Origin of the sequence: Streptomyces sp. NPDC127068 (genome assembly GCF_042724695.1) — a bacterium.
GTDB lineage: Bacteria > Actinomycetota > Actinomycetes > Streptomycetales > Streptomycetaceae > Streptomyces.
In genome coordinates, this window is record NZ_JBHXEN010000089.1 from 1 (window position 1) to 20,944 (window position 20,944).

Consider the following 20,944-nt stretch of genomic DNA (forward strand, 5'->3'; position numbering starts at 1 on the left):
TTCGATGTCCAAGACCTTGGTGTTCAGGTCGACCCTGAGGAGTTGATTCAGCGGGGTGTGGAGTTGGGTCTTCGGGTGGTGGCCACATGGTCACCTCGTTCGGTTGACCTGTTCGACGCCCTGGTTCTTGCTGACGAGACGACCCCCACTCTCACCGGTGTCTACACCCCGGCAGTCTCACCCGGCGCATCGGTGAACAATCCCTTGGCCGCGCGCGGTATCGGCACGGTCGTCAAGGCCGCCCGTGAGCGGCTTTCTCAGCATCTGCCCACGTATATGGTTCCTTCGGCGATCATGGTGCTGGACCATATGCCGTTGACGCCGAACGGCAAGCTCGACCGTCATGCCCTGCCCGCTCCCGACTACGCGACCTCGGCCAGCGGCCGGGCACCTCGCACCCCGCAGGAGGAGGTGCTCTGCGGACTGTTCGCCGAGGTCCTTGGTCTGGAGCGGGTCGGTATCGACGACAGCTTCTTCGAACTGGGCGGGCACTCCCTCCTCGCCACCCGTCTGGTCAGCCGCATCCGCAGCACGCTCGGAGTCGAGCTGCCCATCAAGGACGTTTTCGGCACCCCCACGGTCGCCGGACTGGCGGCCCGCCTCGGGGCGCTCGAAGGCCGGACCCGGACCGCCCTGGTGCCGGTCGAACGTCCGGAGGCTGTCCCGCTGTCTTTCGCTCAGCGGCGCCTTTGGTTCCTACACAAGCTGGAGGGCCGCTCGGCCACCTACAACATGCCGTTGGTCCTGCGCCTGCGGGGCGAGCTGGACGCGGACGTGCTGCACGCCGCCCTGCGTGACGTGGTCTCCCGGCACGAATCGCTGCGTACTGTCTTCCCTGAAACTGACGGTGAGCCGAGCCAGTTGGTGCTGGACCTGCAGACCGCGCAGCTGGATTGGGAGCGCCGCTCGCTCACCGAGGAGGAGCTGACCGGAGCACTGCAGGAGGCCGCCCGCTACGGCTTCGACCTCTCCAGCGAACTCCCGGTCCGTGCCTGGCTGTTCCAGGTGGGTCCGGACGAGAACGTGCTGATGCTCCTGGTGCACCACATCGCCGGCGACGGCTGGTCGATGGGCCCACTCGCCCGCGACGTGGTCACCGCCTACACCGCCCGCACGCAGGGGTCGCAGCCCCAGTGGCCCGAGCTGCCGGTCCAGTACGCCGACTACACCCTCTGGCAACGCGAACTCCTCGGCGACGAATCCGACCCCGAAAGCCTCTACAGCCAACAAGTCTCCTACTGGCGAAAGCAACTGGCCGGCCTGCCCGAACAGGTCACCTTCCCCACCGACCGACCCCGACCCGCGACGGTCTCCTACGACGGCGCGCACCTGCCCTTCGAGCTGGACGCGGAGCTGCACCGGCGGCTGGTGGAGCTCGCCCGCGGTTCCAACACGACCGTCTTCATGGTGCTGCAGGCCGGCATGGCGGCACTGCTCACCCGCCTGGGCGCCGGCACCGACATCCCGCTCGGTTCGCCGATCGCGGGCCGGCTGGACGACGCGCTCGACGAGCTGGTGGGCTTCTTCGTCAACACGCTGGTGCTGCGGACGGACACCTCCGGCGACCCCGGCTTCGACGAACTGCTCGGCAGGGTGCGGGAGGCGAGCCTCGCCGCCTACGCACACCAGGACGTGCCGTTCGAAAACCTCGTGGAACTGCTCAACCCCCAACGCTCCACCTCCCACCACCCGCTCTTCCAGGTCATCCTCGGCCTGCAGAACGGGCAGGACGTCGCGTTCGAGCTGCCCGGCCTGCGGGTCGAGGTCGAGGGCGTGGACCTGAACGTGGCCAAGTCCGACTTCGCGGTCAATGTGACCGAGCGCTACGACGAGGCCGGCGAGCCGGTGGGGATCGAGGCGCTGGCGGAGTTCGCCACCGCGCTGTTCGACCGTGCCACGGTCGAGGGCTTCGTCGTGCGCTGGGTACGGTTGCTGGAGCAGGTGGTGGCGGACCCGTCCGCGCCGATAGGCCGGGCGGAACTGCTGACCGGCGAGGAACGCGTCCAGCTGCTCTCCGGCTGGAACGACACAGCCGCCGATGTACCGGGTGCGACACTGGCCAGGCTGTTCGAGGACCAGGCGCGGCGGACTCCCGACGCGACCGCGCTGGTACACGGCGACACCGAGCTGTCGTACGGCGAGCTGAACGCGCAAGCGAACCAGCTGGCGCACTGGCTGATCGGCGAGGGTGTCGGTCCGGAGTTCGTGGTGGCGCTGGAACTGCCACGCTCGGCCGAACTGGTGGTGGCCGTCCTCGCCGTACAGAAGGCCGGCGGCGCGTACCTGCCGGTGGACCCGGACTACCCAGCGGACCGACGGGCGTTCATGCTGCGTGACGCGGCTCCGCTGCTGGTCCTGGACACACAGTCGATGACCCGGGACGTGTCCGGGCTGCCGGACACTGACCCGGACGTCGCGGTCGAGCCCGGCCACCCGGCGTACGTCATCTACACCTCCGGCTCCACCGGCACACCCAAGGGCGTCGTCGTCACCCACAGTGGCGTCGCCGACCTGGCGCGCACCCAGCTGGAGCGACTGGAGGTTGCCGGGAGCAGCCGGGTACTGCAGTTCGCCTCGCCCAGCTTCGACGTGGCCTTCGGCGATCTGTGCACGGCCTTCGCCGCGGGGGCCGCGCTGGTCGTCCCCGAGCCCGGACGACTGTCGGGCGAGGAACTCCGGCGGGTGTTGGCCGACGAAGCGGTCACGCATGTGCAGATCCCGATGTCGGCGCTGCGTACGATCGCCTTTGACGGCATCGAGGCCGACCTGCCGCACCTGGCGACCGTCGTCGTCGGCGGCGAGGCCTGTCCGCCGGAGCTGGCCGCCCGCTGGTCGGTGGGCCGCCGGGTGGTGAACGCGTACGGGCCTACCGAGTCGACGGTCTGCGTCTCCACCGCCACGGTGCTCGACGGCGAGGCGGTGCCCGGTGCGGTGGTGCCGATCGGTCACCCGGTGAGCAACACCCGGGTGTACGTACTCGACGCCGGCCTGCGACTGGTCCCGGCCGGGGTGCCGGGCGAGCTGTATGTGTCAGGTGCGGGCCTGGCACGCGGTTACGCGGGCCGTCCGGGTCTGACGGCGGAGCGGTTCGTGGCCAGCCCGTTCGAGTCCGGTGCGCGGATGTATCGCACCGGTGACCTGGTGCGCCGGCGTGCGGACGGGCAGCTGGAATTCCTGGGCCGCGCCGATGAGCAGGTCAAGATCCGCGGGTTCCGGATCGAGCCGGGCGAGATCGAGCCGCTGCTGACCGCCGCCGAGGCGGTGCGCCAGGCCGCCGTGCTGGTGCGCGAGGACACGCCGGGTGACCAGCGCCTGGTGGCCTACGTGGTCGCCGAGGACGGCGTTTCGCCGGACCCGGCCGCCCTCGTCGCGGGTCTCGCGGAGCGCCTGCCGGAGTACATGATCCCGTCCGCGGTGATGGTCCTGGACTGCTTGCCGTTGACGCCGAACGGCAAGCTGGACCGCCGTGCTCTGCCTGCTCCGGACTACGCGGCTACGGCCGGCGGCCGGGCACCTCGCACCCCGCAGGAGGAGGTGCTCTGCGGACTGTTCGCCGAGGTCCTTGGTCTGGAGCGGGTCGGTATCGACGACAGCTTCTTCGACCTGGGCGGGCACTCCCTCCTCGCCACCCGTCTGGTCAGCCGCATTCGCAGCACGCTCGGAGTCGAGCTGCCCATCAAGGACGTTTTCGGCACCCCCACGGTCGCCGGCCTGGCGGCCCGCCTCGGGGCGCTCGAAGGCCGGACCCGGACCGCCCTGGTGCCGGTCGAACGTCCGGAGGCTGTCCCGCTGTCTTTCGCTCAGCGGCGTCTTTGGTTCCTGCACAAGCTGGAGGGCCGCTCGGCCACCTACAACATGCCGTTGGTCCTGCGCCTGCGGGGCGAGCTGGACGCGGACGTGCTGCACGCCGCCCTGCGTGACGTGGTCTCCCGGCACGAATCGCTGCGCACCGTCTTCCCCGAGGTCGACGGCGAGCCACGGCAGGTCGTGCTGGACCCGGCCCGGGCGGAGTTCGACTGGGAGCGCCGCTCGGTCACGGAGGCTGAGCTGACCGGGGCGCTGGCGACCGGAGCCCGGCACGGGTTCGACCTGTCCTGCGAAGTCCCGCTACGGGCCTGCCTGTTCGAGACAAGCCCTGATCAGAGCACTCTGCTGCTGCTGTTGCACCACATCGCCGCTGACGGCTGGTCGATGGGCCCGCTGGCCCGCGACGTGGTCACCGCCTACACCGCCCGCACGCAGGGGTCGCAGCCGCAGTGGGCCGAACTCCCCGTCCAGTACGCCGACTACAGCCTGTGGCAGCGCGAACTCCTGGGCGACGAGAGCGATCTGGCGAGCGTCTTCGCCAAGCAGGTGGACTACTGGCGAGCCCAGCTGGCGGGCCTGCCGGAGCAGACGACCTTCCCCGCCGACCGTGCCCGCCCGGCGGTCGCTTCGCACGAGGGCGCCTCCCTCGTCCACGAGCTGGACGCGGAGCTGCACCGGCGGCTGGTGGAGCTCGCCCGCGGTTCCAACACGACCGTCTTCATGGTGCTGCAGGCCGGCATGGCCGCACTGCTGACGCGGCTAGGCGCGGGCACCGACATCCCGCTTGGCGCGCCGATCGCGGGCCGGATGGACGACGCGCTCGACGAGCTGGTGGGCTTCTTCGTCAACACGCTGGTGCTGCGCACCGACACGTCCGGCGACCCGAGCTTCACCGAGCTGCTGGAACGCGTCCGGGAGGCCAACCTGGCCGCGTACGCGCATCAGGACGTCCCGTTCGAGCATCTGGTGGAGCTACTGAACCCTCAGCGCTCGACTGCGCACCACCCGCTCTTCCAGGTCATACTCGGCCTGCAGAACGCCCAGGAGGCCTCGTTCGGCCTGCCCGGCCTGGGGGTCGAGGTCGAGGGAGTGGAGCTTGGCGTCTCCAAGGGCGACCTCGAACTGAACGTCGTGGAGCGCCACGGCGACGACGGCGAGCCGCAGGGCGTGATTTCCGCCGTCCAGTACTCGACCGAGCTGTTCGACCGTTCGACGGTCGAGGGTGTGTTGGCGCGGTGGGTGCGGTTGCTGGAGCAGGTGGTGGTGGACCCGTCCGCGCCGATCGGTCGGGTGGAGCTGCTGACCGGCGAGGAACGCGTCCAGCTGCTCTCCGGCTGGAATGACACGGCCGCCGACGTGCCGGGTGTGTCGCTGGTCGGGGTGTTCGAGGAGCAGGTGCGGCGGGCTCCCGACGCGACCGCCCTCGAGTACGGCGAACAGTGCATTTCTTATGGTGAGTTGAATGTGCGGGCGAACCGGTTGGCGCACTGGTTGATTGGTGAGGGTGTTGGTCCGGAGCGGTTGGTGGCGTTGGAGTTGCCGCGTTCGGTGGATTTGGTGGTGGCGGTGCTTGCGGTGCAGAAGGCTGGTGGTGCCTATCTGCCGGTCGATCCGGCGTATCCCCGTGAGCGCCGGGAGTTCATGCTGCGTGACGCGGCTCCGTTGCTGGTCCTGGACACGCAGTCGATGACCCGGGACGTGTCCGCGCTGCCGGACACTGACCCGGGCGTTGTGGTCGAGCCCGGCCATCCGGCATATGTGATCTATACCTCCGGCTCCACTGGCACTCCCAAGGGCGTCGTCGTCACTCATCGTGGGGTGTCGAGTCTTGCGCGGGCGCAGCGGGATCGCCTGGGTGTGGGTGTGGGTGCGGGTAGTCGGGTGTTGCAGTTCGCGTCCCCGAGCTTCGACGCCGCGTTTTGGGAGTTGGTGTTGGCGTTTGGGTCGGGTGGGGTGTTGGTGGTGCCGGTGGGTGATCGGACGGTTGGTGAGGGGTTGTTGGAGGTGTTGTCGTCTGGTCGGGTGACGCATGTGACGGTGCCGGCGTCGGTGTTGGGTGGGTTGCCGGTGGGTGCGGAGTCGGGTTTGTCGTCGTTGGAGGTGGTGGTGCTGGCGGGTGAGGCGGCGCCGCCGGAGTTGGTGGCGCGGTGGTCGCGGGGTGGGCGGCTTGTGGTGAACGCGTATGGGCCGACGGAGTCGACTGTGTGTGTGTCGATGAGTGGCGCGCTCACTGGTGATGGTGTGGTGCCGATTGGGCGTCCGGTGGTGAACACGCGGGTGTTTGTGCTTGATGCTGTGCTTCGGCCGGTTCCGGTTGGTGTGGTGGGTGAGCTGTATGTGTCTGGTGAGGGTTTGGCGCGTGGCTATGTGGGTCGTGCGGGTTTGACGGCGGAGCGGTTTGTGGCCAGCCCGTTCGAGGCGGGTGCGCGGATGTATCGCTCTGGTGATCTGGTGCGTTGGCGTGTGGATGGGCAGTTGGAGTTTGTGGGTCGTGCGGATGAGCAGGTCAAGGTCCGCGGGTTCCGGATCGAGCCGGGTGAGATCGAGTCCGCGTTGACCGCCGCGGATGGGGTGCGTCAGGCGACGGTACTGGTACGGGAGGACGTTCCCGGCGATCAGCGCCTCGTGGCCTACGTGGTCGCGGACGACGGCGTAGTGCTCGACCAGACGGCCCTCACCGCCCGCTTGGCGGGGCGCCTGCCCGAGTACATGGTGCCGTCCGCGGTCGTGCTGCTGGAGCGGCTGCCGCTGACCCCGAACGACAAGCTCGACCGCCGTGCCCTGCCCGCTCCCGACTACGCGTCCTCCGCCGACGGCCGCGGCCCCCGTACGCCCCAGGAGGAGGCGCTGTGCGGGCTCTTCGCCGAGATCCTGGGCGTGGAGCGGGTCGGTGTCGACGACAGCTTCTTCGAGCTGGGCGGGCACTCCCTGCTCGCCACCCGTCTGGTCAGCCGGGTCCGCAGCGAGCTGGGCATCGAGATCCCGTTCCGGGTGCTGTTCGAGTCACCCACGGTGGCCGGGCTGGTGGAGCAGCTGGACCTCGGCGGCCCGACCCGTACGGCGCTGTCCCCGATGCCGCGTCCGGCCGTGGTGCCGCTGTCCTTCGCGCAGCGCCGGCTCTGGTTCCTGCACCGGCTGGAGGGGCCGTCCGCGACGTACAACATGCCGCTGCCGCTGCGGCTGAACGGCGCGGTCGACCCCGGGGCGATGCGGGCCGCACTGCAGGACGTGGTCGGCCGGCACGAGCCGCTGCGCACGGTCTTCGGTGAGGCGGACGGCGAGCCGCACCAGGTGGTGCTGGACCCCGCCGACGTCGAACTCGCCTGGGCACACCGGCAGGTGGCCGTGGACCGACTCCCCGCCGAGCTGGAGGAGGCGGCCCGGTGCGGCTTCGACCTGGGTGCCGAGGCGCCGTTCCGGGCCACGCTGTTCGAGATCGGGCCGGACGAGTGGGTGCTGCTGCTGTTGCTGCACCACATCGCCGGTGACGGCTGGTCCATGGGGCCGCTGGCCCGTGACGTCGTCGTGGCCTACACGGAGCGGCAGCAGGGGCGGGCCCCGCAGTGGGAACCGCTGCCGGTGCAGTACATCGACTACACGCTGTGGCAGCGCGAACTGCTCGGCGCGGAGGACGATCCGCAGAGCCTGTACTCCCAGCAGGTGGCCCACTGGCGTATGGCGCTGGCCGGGCTGCCCGAGCGGATCGCCCTGCCGGCCGACCGGTCGCGGCGCGCGGCGACCTCCTACGACGGCGCGTCCGTCGGCTTCGAGCTGGACGCCGGCCTGCACCGGCGGATGGCGGCACTGGCCCGCCGGGCCGGCGCGACGGTGCCCATGGTGGTCCAGGCCGCCCTGGCAGCGCTGCTGACGCGGCTCGGCGCGGGCACCGACATCCCGGTCGGTTCGCCGATCGCGGGCCGGATGGACGACGCCCTCGACGAGCTGGTGGGCTTCTTCGTCAACACGCTGGTGCTGCGCACCGACACGTCCGGCGACCCGAGCTTCACCGAGCTGCTGGAACGCGTCCGGGAGGCCAACCTGGCCGCGTACGCGCATCAGGACGTGCCGTTCGACCACCTGGTGGAGCTGCTGAAGCCGCCGCGCTCGGCCGCGCACCACCCGTTCTTCCAGGTGATGCTCGTCGTCCAGGACAACCCGACCGGCGGCTTCGAGCTGCCCGGTCTGGAGGTCGGCGGAGAGTCGGTCGACATCGAGACCGCCAAGGTCGACCTGTCGGTGAACGTGATGGAGCGCCACACCGCGACCGGCACGCCGGCCGGCATCGCCGGCGCGATGAAGTACGCGACCGACCTCTTCGACCGCTCGACGATCGAGAGCGTGCTGGAGCGGTGGCTGCGGTTGCTGGATCAGGTGATGACGGACCCGTCCCTGCGGATCGGCCAGGTGGAGCTGCTGGCCGAGGAGGAGCGCGAGAACGTGCTGACGGGCTGGAACGACACGACGGTGGAGGTGCCGCAGGCCACGGTCTCCGAGCTGTTCGAGACCCAGGTACGGCGCAGCCCCGAAGCGGTCGCGGTGGTCAGCGGCGGCGTGTCGCTTACGTACGGGGAGCTGAACGCGCGGGCGAACCGGCTGGCGCACTGGCTGATCGGCGAGGGTGTCGGCCCGGAGCAGCTGGTGGCGGTGGTGCTGCCGCGCTCGGTGGGGACGGTGGTGGCCCTGCTCGCCGTGCTGAAGGCCGGCGGAGCCTACGTACCGGTGGAACCGGAGTACCCGGCCGAGCGGCGGGCGTTCGTCGTCGCCGACGCGGCCCCGGCGCTGGTCCTGGACGAGGAGGCGCTAGCGCGCGACCTGTCGGCGTACCCGGACTTCGACCCCGAGGCCGGGGTCGAGATGGAGAACCCGGCGTACGTCGTCTACACCTCGGGCTCCACCGGCCGGCCCAAGGGCGTGGTCGTGGAACACCGCGCGGTCGCGAACTACCTCAACTGGACCACCCACCACTACCCGGCGGCACGGGGTGCCACGCTGGTGCCCACCTCGATCGCCTTCGACCTCACGGTCACCGGTCTGTTCACCACCCTGGTGTCCGGCGGCCGGGTCTATCTGAGTTCCCTGGACGAGGTCCGGGCGCAGGACGACGCGGTGCCACCGGTGGCGCTACTCAAGGTCACGCCGTCGCACCTGGCGATGCTGGGCGAGCTGCCCCGGGCGTGGTCGCCCGGCGAGCTGCTGATCCTCGGCGGTGAGGCGCTGACCGCCGAGGCGCTCGCCGAGTGGCGGGCCGCGCACCGGCGGGTGACCGTGGTCAACGCGTACGGCCCGACCGAACTCACCGTCAACTGCACCGAGTTCCGGATCGATCCACGGGACCGGCTGCCCGCCGGCCCGGTGCCGATCGGCCGCCCGTTCTGGAACATGCGGGCCTACGTCTTGGACGAGCGGCTGCGGCCGGTGCCCACCGGCACGGTCGGCGAGCTGTACGTTTCGGGCGTGCAGGTCGCCCGCGGCTACCTGAACCGGCCGCAGCTGACCGCCGAGCGGTTCGTGGCGTGCCCGTTCGAGCCGGGCGTGCGGATGTACCGCACCGGTGACCTGGCGCGTTGGCGTCCGGACGGCCAACTGGAGTACGGGGGCCGGGCGGACGAGCAGGTCAAGATCCGCGGGTTCCGGATCGAGCCGGGCGAGATCTCCTCGGTGCTGCTGGAGCACCCGCAGGTGCGGCAGGCGGCCGTGGTGGCCCACCCGGGCGACGCCCGGCTGGTCGGCTACGTCGTCGCCGACGCCGGGGCGGACCCGGCCGCGCTGCGCGCGTACGTCGCCGACCGGCTGCCCGACCACATGGTCCCGGCGGCCGTGGTGGCCGTCGACGCCCTCCCGCTGACGCCCAACGGGAAGCTGGACCGCCGTGCCCTGCCCGCGCCGGACTTCGGCGCGCTCAGCAGCGGTCGCGCGCCGCGCACCCCGCAGGAGGAGCTGCTGTGCGGGCTGTTCGCCGGCGTCCTCGGCATGGAGCGGGTGAGCATCGACGACAGCTTCTTCGACCTCGGCGGCCACTCCCTGCTCGCCACCCGCCTGGTCAGCCGCATCCGTGCCGCCCTGGGCTACGAGGTGCCGATCGGCGCGGTCTTCGAATCGCCGACCGTGGCCGGGCTGACCGCCCATCTGGGGAGCGGCGCTCCGGCACGTACGGCGCTGGCGCCGATGGTCCGTCCCGAGGCCGTGCCGCTGTCCTTCGCGCAGCGCCGGCTCTGGTTCCTGCACCGGCTGGAGGGGCCGTCGTCGGCGTACAACTGGCCGCTGGCGCTGCGGCTGTCCGGCGCGGTGGACCGCGAGGCGCTGGCCGCCGCGCTACAGGACCTTGTGGTCCGGCACGAGTCGCTGCGCACGGTCTTCCCGGAGACCGACGGCGAACCGCACCAGGTGGTGCTCGACCCGGCCGAAGCTCCACTGCGGCTGGAGGTCGAGCGGGTGCCGGCCGAGGAACTGCACGCCGCCGTGCAGCGGGCGGCCGGCCATCGCTTCGGTCTGGACGGCGAACCACCGGTGCGGGCCTGGCTGTTCATGCCAGAGCCGGCCGCCGCCGACAACGGCCCGTCCGTCGGGGCCGAGCCGGTCCTCGTTGTGCTGATGCACCACATCGTGGGCGACGGAGCCTCCCGCGCCCCGCTGATGCGCGACCTCGCCGAGGCCTACCGGGCCCGGCTGAGCGGCTCCGCACCCGACTGGCAGCCGCTGGCCGTGCAGTACGTCGACTACTCGATCTGGCAACAGGAACTCCTCGGCCGCACCGACGAGCCCGACAGCCTGGTCGCGCGCCAGCTCGACTACTGGCGCAACCAGCTGGCCGGCATCCCGTCCCAACTGGAACTGCCCACCGACCGGGCGCGCCCGGCGGTGGCCGGCTACCGCGGCGACCTGATCGACTTCACCCTGGACGCCGAGCTGCACGCCGGGCTCCGCAAGGTGGCGGCCGATGCCAGCTCGACGCTGTTCATGGTGCTGCAGACCGGATTCGCCGCCCTGCTCTCCCGGCTCGGCGCCGGCCGGGACATCCCCGTCGGCGTCCCGATCGCGGGCCGCACCGACGAGGCCCTGGGCGACCTGGTGGGCTTCTTCGTCAACACCCTGGTGCTGCGCACCGACACCTCCGGGAACCCGCGCTTCGACGAGCTCCTCGGCCGGGTGCGGGACGCCTCGCTGAGCGCCTACGCCCACCAGGACCTGCCCTTCGAGTACCTGGTGGAGGCGCTCAACCCGGTCCGCTCACTGTCCAGCAACGCGCTGTTCCAGGTGATGTTCGCCCTGCAGAACACGGACACACCGACGATGCGGATACACGACGTCGAGGCGACCCCGTACCCGCTGGACAGCGACAACGCCAAGTTCGACCTCTTCCTCAGCCTCGCCGAGGGCCAGGACGAGGACGGCGCGCCCGCCGGGCTGATCGCCACCCTGGAGTACGCAACCGAGCTGTTCGACCGTGCCACCGCGGCGCGGATCGCCGGCTGGTACGAACGCCTGCTGCGCGCCGTCGTGCTCGATCCGGCCGTGCGGGTCGACGATGCCGGGCTGCTCTCCGCCGAGGAACGGGCCGAGGCACTGGTCGCCCGCAACGACACCGCCGCGCCGCCGCCCGCCGAACTGGTGCACGAGCGGTTCCAGCGGCAGGCCGCGCTGACCCCCGGCGCCGGCGCCGTACGGGCCGGGGAGGAAGCGGCAGACTACGGTCGGCTCAACGCCCGGGCCAACCAGCTGGCCCGCCTGCTGCTGGAGCAGGGCGTCGGGGCGGAGAACGTTGTCGCGCTCGCCCTGCCCCGCTCGGTCGACCTGGTCGCGGCGATGCTCGCCGTGCTCAAGGCCGGCGCGACCTACCTGCCGATGGACCCGACCAACCCGGCCGACCGGCTGGCGTACGTCCTGAGGGACGCCGCGCCCGCCGCACTGATCACCACCGAGACCGTGGGCGAACAGCTGCCCGGCCCGCTGCCAGAGGCGACCTTCCTGCTCGGCGGGACCCAGGCCGAGGAGCGGCTGGCCGCCTTATCGGCCGACGACCCGACCGACGCCGAGCGGCGCGCCCCGATCCACCCGGCCAACGCCGCCTACGTCATCTACACCTCCGGCTCGACCGGCTATCCCAAGGGCGTGGTGGTCTCCTACGGCAGCATCGCCCAGTTCCTGGACTCCGTCACCGACCGTCTGCGGCTCACCCCGCAGGACCGCATGGTGGCCGCGACCACCGTCACCTTCGACATCGCGGCCGTCGAGATCTACGCCCCGCTGCTGACCGGCGGCAGCGTGGAACTCGCCGTCGACACGGTCGCCAAGGACCCGATCGCCCTGCGGCGCCTGATCGGCGACCGCGCCGCGACGGTCTTCCAGGGCACCCCCTCGGTGTACCGCGCGATACTCGGGCAGGACCCCGACGCCCTGGCCGGCGTCCGGCTGCTGGTCGGCGGCGAGGCACTGCCCGCGACCCTGGCGGAGCGGATGCACGCCCGAAGCGGCGGTGCGGTCAACCTGTACGGCCCCACCGAGGCCACGGTCTGGATCACCACCGCCGACGTCACCGCGCAACGCCCGCCGATGATCGGGCACCCGCTGCGCAACGCCCGGGCGTACGTGCTGGACGCCCGCCTCAACCCGGTGCCGGACGGCGTCGCCGGCGAGCTGTACCTCGCGGGGCCCTTCCTGGCCCGCGGCTACCTCGGCCGCCGCGCCCTCAGCGCCGAGCGCTTCGTCGCCGACCCGCACGGCGCGCCGGGCACCCGCATGTACCGCACCGGTGACCTGGTGAAGTGGCGCGCCGAGGGCGGACTGGAGTTCGTCGGCCGGGTCGACGACCAGGTCAAGGTGCGCGGCTTCCGGATCGAGCTGGGCGAGATCGAGGCGGCACTCTCCCGCCAGGAGGGTGTCGCCGCGGCCACCGTGCTGGTGCGCGAGGACGACGACAGCCCGCAGCTGGTCGGCTACGTCGTGCCCGACGAGGACTGGGCCGAGCGCCGCGACCGCGTCGAGGACGGCCAACAGGTCGCCTCCTGGCAGGAGGTCTACGAGTCGGTCTACCACAAGCAGGCCGAACACGGCGGATTCTGGGATGACTTCGGGATCTGGACCAGCAGCTACGACGGCTCCCCGATCCCGCTCGCCGAGATGCACGAGTGGCGCGCCGCAGCCGTCGACCGCATTCTCGCGCTGGAGCCGGCCCGGGTACTCGAACTCGGCGTCGGCAACGGCCTGATCCTCTCCCGGGTCGCCCCGCACTGCACCGTCTACTGGGGCACCGACTTCTCCACCTCAGCCGTGGAGAGCCTGCGCGCGCGGGTCGCCGAGCGCGCCGACCTGGCGGACCGGGTCGAACTGCGTGCGCAGCCCGCCGACGACACCTCGGGCCTGCCCAGGGGCTGGTTCGACACCGTCGTGCTGAACTCGGTGGTCCAGTACTTCCCGCATGAGGAGTACCTGGTCGACGTCATCCGTCAGAGCCTGGACCTGCTGGCGCCCGGTGGCTCGATCTACCTCGGCGACATCCGCAGTCTGCGCCAGCTGCGCCGCCTGCAGGCCGGCGTGGCCGCGCGCAGGCCCGGCGCCGGCGCCGACCCGGACGCCGCCCGGACCCTCGTCGAGCAGAAGGTCGCCGACGAGGAGGAACTGCTGCTCGACCCGGACTTCTTCGTCCGGCTCGGCGACACCCTCGAAGGCGTCGGCGGCGTCGACATCCGGCTCAAGCGCGCCTCGTACGCCAACGAGCTGTCCCGCTACCGCTACGAGGTGGTGATCCGCAAGGCGCCGGCCGGGCCGACTGGCGTGGACGGCCTGCCCGAGCTCGGCTGGGAGCAGGCCGGCGGCGACGGCGCGGGCCTCGCGGCGGCGCTGGAACGCCACCCGGCCGGGCTGCGCGTCACCGGCGTGCCCAACGCCCGGCTGCTGGCCGACCACCTCGCGCTGCGGGCGATCGAGGCCGGTGGCGACCTCGCCGAGAGCGAGCGGGTCGGCGCCCGCGGCCTGGACCCGGAGGCCGTGCACGCCCTCGCCGAGGCCCACGGGCTGCAGGCTGTCACCACCTGGGCGGCCTCCGGTCAGGACGAGCTGTTCGACGCGGTCCTCCTGCCCGCCGACACGGACACCGCCCTGGTGAACGCCTACCGCGGCGCAGACACCACCCGGAGCACCGGGTACGCCAACAGCCCGGCCAGGTCCCGGCGACACGTCGAACTCGGCCGCGAACTGCGCACCGGGCTGCGCAAGTGGCTGCCCGACTACATGGTTCCCGCCGCCGTCGTCGTCCTCGACCGGCTGCCGCTCACCCCCATCGGCAAGCTCGACCGCCGTGCGCTGCCCGCCCCCGACTACAGGGCGCTCAGCGTCGGCCGCGAACCGCGGACCGAGCAGGAGGCCGAACTGTGCGCCCTGTTCGCCGAGGTGCTCGGCCTGGAGCGGGTCGGTATCGACGACAGCTTCTTCGACCTCGGCGGCCACTCCCTCCTCGCCACCCGCCTGGTCAGCCGTATCCGGAGCAGCTTCGGGGTGGAGGTGCCCATCGGCACCGTCTTCGACGACCCGACCGTCGCCGGGCTCGCCGGGCGACTGGCCGGCAGCGGGCGGGCACGCCGCGCCCTGGTGCCGATGACGCGCCCCGAGGTCGTCCCCCTGTCCTACGCGCAGCGTCGGCTCTGGTTCCTGTACCGGCTGGAGGGTCCCTCGCCGACGTACAACATGCCGCTGGCCCTGCGGCTGACCGGAGACCTCGACGCCGAGGCGCTGCGCGCGGCCCTGCTGGACGTGGTCGCCCGTCACGAGACGCTGCGCACCGTGTTTCCCGAGGTTGACGGCGAACCGCGCCAACTGGTCCTGGACCCGGACGCCGCCGAGGTCGGCTGGGAGCACCTACCCGTGACCGAAGAGCAGTTGCCCGCGGCTCTGGAGGAAGCGGCCCGCCAAGGCTTCGACCTCGTCCGCGAAGTTCCGGTCCGCGCCTGGCTCTTCGAGACCGGACCCCGCGAACACGTGCTGCTGGTGCTGCTGCACCACATCGCCTCCGACGGCTGGTCCCTGGCACCGTTGGCCAGGGACCTGGTCGCCGGCTACACCGCCCGGCGGGCCGGCGCCGCCCCGCACTGGAAGGAACTGCCCGTCCAGTACGCCGACTTCACGCTCTGGCAGCGAGAGGTGCTGGGGCGCGAGAACGATCCGGACAGCGCCCTCGCCCAGCAGGTCGCGTTCTGGCGGCGGACGCTGGCCGGGGCGCCCGAGGAACTCGCCCTGCCCACCTCCCGTCCCCGCCCCGAACAGCCCGGCTACCGCGGCGAGAACGTCCTGTTCGAGCTGCCCGCAGACGTCCACCGCGGGCTGGTGGACCTGGCGGCCGAGTCCGGTGCCAGCATCTTCATGTCGCTCCAGGCCGTCGTCACGGCGCTGCTGTCCCGACTCGGCGTCGGCGACGACATCGTTATCGGTGCCCCGATCGCCGGACGCACCGACGACGCGCTCGACGAGCTGATCGGCTTCTTCGTCAACACCCTGGTCCTGCGCACCGACCTGTCCGGGGACCCGGGCTTCGCCGAGCTCCTCGGCCGGGTCCGCACGAACAATCTGGAGGTGTACGCCCACCAGGACCTCTCGTTCGAGCGGCTGGTCGAGATCATCAACCCGTCGCGCGCGACCAACCGGCACCCGCTGTTCCAGGTCATGCTCTCGCTCGGCAACACCGAGCAGAGCGAACTGGCGCTGCCCGGCCTCGACGTCCACTTCGCCGACGCCGGCACCGGGATCGCCAAGTTCGACCTCGACTTCACCTTCGTCGAGCAGTTCACCGCCGACGGCGCCCCGGCCGGCCTGGCCGGTGCCCTGCGCTACGCCACCGACCTGTTCGACCACGACGCCGCCGAGGCGATCACCACCCGGCTCGGCCGGGTCGCCCGAGCGGTGGTCGCCGACCCGCAGCGCCCCGTGGGCGGGATCGACGTCCTCATCGGCGACGAACACCGGCAGCTGCTCCATGCGGCGCGCGGCCCCGAGCGGGCCCTGCCGGACACCACCCTGGTGGAGCTGTTCCAGAAGCAGGCCGCAGCCACCCCGGACGCGCCGGCGGTCGAGGCCGGCGGCGTTCGTCTGAGCTACCGGGAGCTGGACGCGCGGGCCAACCGGCTCGCCCGGCACCTGGCCGGCCGGGGCTCCGGCCCCGAGCGGTTCGTCGCCCTCGCCGTGCCGTACTCCGCCGAGACCCTGGTCGCGCTCCTCGCCGTCCTGAAGTCCGGGGCGGCCTACGCGCCCCTCGACCTCGCGCACCCGGCCGAGCGGCTCGCCGGGGTCCTTGACGACATCCGCCCGCAGTGCGTTCTCACCACCGCCGACGCGGCGGCGCTGCTGCCGGAGACCGGCCATCCGCAGCTCCTGCTGGACGCCCCCGAGACGGTGGCGGCCCTCCGCCAGCTGTCGCCCGCCGCGCTGCGCGACGAGGAGCGCACCGGCCCGCTCACGCCCGGCAACGCCGCCTACGTCATCCACACCTCGGGCTCCACCGGCCGCCCCAAGGGCGTGGTCGTCGAGCACCGCTCGCTGACCGCCTACCTCGCCTGGGCCCAGGAGTCGTACGACAGCGTCACCGGACGCGCCCTGGTGCACTCCTCGCTCTCCTTCGACCTCACGGTCACCGGGCTCCTCACGCCGCTCACCCTCGGCGGCACGGTGCACCTGGGCGACCTGGACCGGGCCGCCCACCCCGGCGGAGCGCCCGAGCGGCCGACCTTCGGCAAGGCCACTCCCTCCCACCTGGCCCTGCTGGCCGAGCTCCCCGAGGAGTTCTCGCCCAGCCGCCAGCTCGTCCTCGGCGGCGAGGCCCTGGCCGGCGACGTGCTGGACGCATGGCGCCGCCGCCACCCCGCGGCAACCGTGATCAACGAGTACGGGCCCACCGAGACGACGGTCGGCTGCACCGAGTTCCGGCTGGAGCCGAGCGAGCCCACGCCGGCCGGCCCGGTCCCGATCGGCCGACCGGTCCACAACACGCGCACCCACCTGCTCGACGCGGCGCTGCACCCTGTGCCCGTCGGCGTCCCCGGTGAGCTGTACGTCTCCGGGGACCTGGTCACCCGCGGCTACCTGGGCCGGCCGGGCCTGACCGCCGAGCGCTTCGTGGCCTGTCCGTACGAGCCCGGAGCCCGGATGTACCGCACCGGCGACCTGGCCCGCCGACGGGTCGACGGGCAGCTGGAGTACCTGGGCCGGGCCGACGAGCAGGTCAAGGTCCGCGGTTTCCGCATCGAGCCCGGCGAGGTCGCCGCGGTGCTGGTCGGACATCCGTCGGTGCGCCAGGCCGTCGTGGTGGCCCGCGAGGAGGCGCCCGACGACGTGCGCCTGGTCGCCTACGTGGTGCCCGCCGTCGCCTCGGACCTGTCCGACCGGGACCTGCCCGACCTGCGGACGTACGCGGCACAGCACCTGCCCGACCACATGGTCCCCGCGGCCGTCGTGGCCGTCGCGGCGGTGCCGCTGTCCCCCAACGGCAAGCTCGACCGACGAGCGCTGCCCGCCCCCGACTGGGCCACGTCCTCGGCCGGTCGCGGACCGCGGACACCACGCGAGGAACTGCTCTGCGGGCTGTTCGCCGAGGTCCTCGGTCTGGAGCGGGTCGGCATCGACGACAACTTCTTCGACCTCGGGGGCCACTCCCTCCTGGTCACCCGCCTGGTGGCCCGGGTCCGCGCCCTCCTGGGGGCGGAGCTCTCGCTCATGACGCTCTTCGAGGCGCCGACCGTCGCCGGACTGGCCGAGCGACTGGACGGCGACGACGCCGGCAGCGCGCTCGACGTCCTGCTGCCCCTGCGCACCGTCGGCGACCGGAAGCCGATCTTCTGCGTGCACGCGGGAAGCGGCCTCAGCTGGCCCTACGCCGGACTGCTGCAGCACCTCGACCGCGACGTTCCGGTCTACGGCGTCCAGGCCCGCGGCCTCAGTGGCGCGGACCAACTGCCCAAGACGGTCGGGGAGATGGCTGAGGACTACCTGACGGAGATCCTCGCCCTCCAGCCGGAAGGCCCGTACTACCTGCTCGGCTGGTCCTTCGGCGGCATCGTCGCCCACGCGATCGCGGCGCAGCTGGAGAGCCGCGGCCTGGAGGTCGGCCTGCTGACCCTGCTCGACTGCTTCCCGATCAACCCGGGCAGCCGCCAGGAGGTGGAGGACGCCCTGCCCAAGGTGCGGGTCAGCGACGTCTACCGCGCCCTGCTGGCCAACTTCGACATCGAACTGACCGACGAGGAGGCCGCCGAACTCGGGCACGAGGACGCGATGCGCCTGCTGCTCACCAAGAACACCGCCATGGCCGGCCTCGGCGAGACCGAGGTCACCGCGATGATGCACCTCACCATCAACAACTCCCTGCTGGGCCTGGACAACAAGCCACGCCCGGTCTCCGCACCCGCGCTGATCGTGGCCGCTGCCGGCGGCGAGACGGACCATCGGCTCGATCCCGGAATCTGGGACCCGTATCTCACCGGCGGCATCGAGTTCCGGCGGGTGGCCGGCCAACACACCCAGATGATGAGCCCCGAATCGCTCGCGGCCATCGGGCCGATCGTGTCGGACAAGCTCCGGCAGCACTACCGGGGTGACCCGCGGTGAGCGACACCTGAGGGTGATCCGCCCGGCCCGTCCCCATCCACCGACCGCGTATCAGCCTGCCACCGGACCCCGAGTCCGTCCGGCAGCCAAGGATTTGAACCTTTCAGAAGGGAAGCGAGACGTTGGACGCCGAGGCATCCTCGAAAACGGACGCGAACACCCCTGGCCCTGACGGCCGGCCGAGCAGCGGCTCGACCGAAGAGGTCCTGTGCGGCCTGTTCGCCGAGGTCCTGGGCAAGGACCGGGTCGGCGCCGACGACGACCTGTTCGCGATCGGCGGCCACTCGCTGTCCGCGATCCGGCTGCTCGTCCGCATCCGCAGCGTCCTGGGGGTGGAGCTGGCGATCCGGGACATCTTCGACGCCACCACTCCGGCCGCGCTCGCCAAGCGGATCGCCGACACCGCAGCCGGCGACGCCCGCACCCCGCTGGCTCCGATGGCCCGCCCCGAGATCGTCCCGCTGTCCTTCGCGCAGCGCCGGCTCTGGTTCCTGCACAAGCTGGAGGGCCGCTCGGCGACCTACAACGTCCCGCTTGCCCTGCGGCTGACCGGTGCCGTGGACACCGCGGCGCTGCGGGCCGCACTGCTGGACCTGGTCGCCCGGCACGAATCGCTGCGCACCGTCTTCCCCGAGGCCGACGGCGGCGAGCCGTACCAGCTCATCCTCGCCCCCGCCGAAGCCGAGGAGGTGTTCCGATGGGAGCACAGGCAGGTCCCCGCGTCCGACCTGCCGCAGAGCCTGCAGGAGGCGGCCCGCTACGGCTTCGACCTCGCCGCCGAACTGCCGCTGCGCGCCTGGCTCTTCGAGAGCAGCCATGAGCAGAACACCCTGTTGCTGCTGTTGCACCACATCGCCGGTGACGGCTGGTCGATGGGTCCGCTGGCCCGCGACGTGATGGAGGCGTACACCGCCCGAGTCGAGCGGCGCGCCCCTCGATGGGCCGAACTTCCCGTCCAGTACGCCGACTACGCGCTCTGGCAGCGCGAGCAACTCGGTGACATGGACGACCCCGCCAGCCCGTACGCCCAGCAGGTCGCCCACTGGCTCGACGAGTTGGCCGACCTGCCTGCCGAGGTCACCTTCCCAGCCGACCGTCCCCGCCCCGCCGTCGCCGAGTACTGCGGCGCCCGGGCCCCGTTCCGGATAGACGCCGAACTGCACCGCCGGGTGGTCGAGTTCGCCCGCCGAACCAGCACCACGGTGTTCATGGTGCTGCAGGCCGGTATGGCCGCGCTGCTGACCCGCTTGGGCGCGGGTACGGACATCGCACTGGGCAGCGGTGTCGCCGGCCGCACCGACGAGGCCATGGACGACCTGATCGGCCTCTTCGTCAACACCTACGTGCTGCGCACCGACACGTCCGGTGACCCGAGCTTCGACGAACTGTTGGGCCGGGTCCGTGAACGGAGCGTCACGGCACACGCACACCAGGACGTGCCGTTCGAGCACTTGGTGGAGCTGCTGAACCCCCTGCGTTCCACCAACCACCACCCGCTGTTCCAGGTGGCGATGGTGCTCCAGAACGCGCCGGGCTCGGAGTTCCGCCTGCCGGGCCTCCAGGTCAGCAGCGAGTTCCTGACCACCGGCACCTCCCGCTTCGACCTGCTGCTCGAACTGTACGAGCGCCACGATGACGCACAGGGCGTGCTCGGTATCGAGTCCTATGTCGAGTACTCGACCGAGCTGTTCGACCGTTCGACGGTTGAGGGTGTGTTGGCGCGGTGGGTGCGGTTGCTGGAGCAGGTGGTGGTGGACCCGTCTGCGCCGATCGGTCGGGTGGAGCTGCTGACGGGTGAGGAACGCGTTCGGCTGCTTTCCGGTTGGAATGACACGGCCGTTGATGTGCCGGGTGTGTCGTTGGTCGGGGTGTTCGAGGAGCAGGTGCGGCGGGCTCCTGATGCGACCGCCCTTGAGTACGGCGGACAGTGCATTTCTTATGGTGAGTTGAATGTGCGGGCGAATCGGTTGGCGCATTGGTTGGTTGGTGAGGGTGTTGGTCCGGAGCGGTTGGTGGCGTTGGAGTTGCCGCGTTCGGTGGATTTGGTGGTGGCGGTGCTTGCGGTGCAGAAGGCTGGTGGTGCCTATCTGCCGGTTGATCCGGCGTATCCCCGTGAGCGCCGGGAGTTCATGCTGCGTGACGCGGCTCCGTTGCTGGTCTTGGACGCGCAGTCGATGACCCGGGATGTTTCTGGGCTGTCGGATGTTGACCCGGGCGTTGTGGTGGAGCCCGGCCACCCGGCGTATGTGATCTACACGTCTGGCTCCACTGGCACTCCCAAGGGGGTTGTTGTCACTCATCGTGGGGTGTCGAGTCTTGCGCGGGCGCAGCGGGATCGGCTGGGTGTGGGTGCGGGTAGCCGGGTGTTGCAGTTCGCGTCGCCGAGTTTTGATGCGGCGTTTTGGGAGTTGGTGTTGGCGTTTGGGTCGGGTGGGGTGTTGGTGGTGCCGGTGGGGGATCGGACGGTTGGTGAGGGGTTGTTGGAGGTGTTGTCGTCTGGTCGGGTGACGCATGTGACGGTGCCGGCGTCGGTGTTGGGTGGGTTGCCGGT

General features: G+C 71.4%; 2 protein-coding genes. Both read left to right on the forward strand.

The features are described from left to right. Positions 1 to 18,393: non-ribosomal peptide synthase/polyketide synthase (locus ACFWIA_RS33875; protein ID WP_387011109.1), on the forward strand; the 18,393-nt coding region annotated here is incomplete at its 5' end. Positions 18,394 to 18,515: 122 nt separating this feature from the next. Beyond that, a partial coding sequence (locus tag ACFWIA_RS33880) for a condensation domain-containing protein (RefSeq protein WP_387011110.1) occupies positions 18,516 to 20,944 on the forward strand: 2,429 nt, incomplete at its 3' end.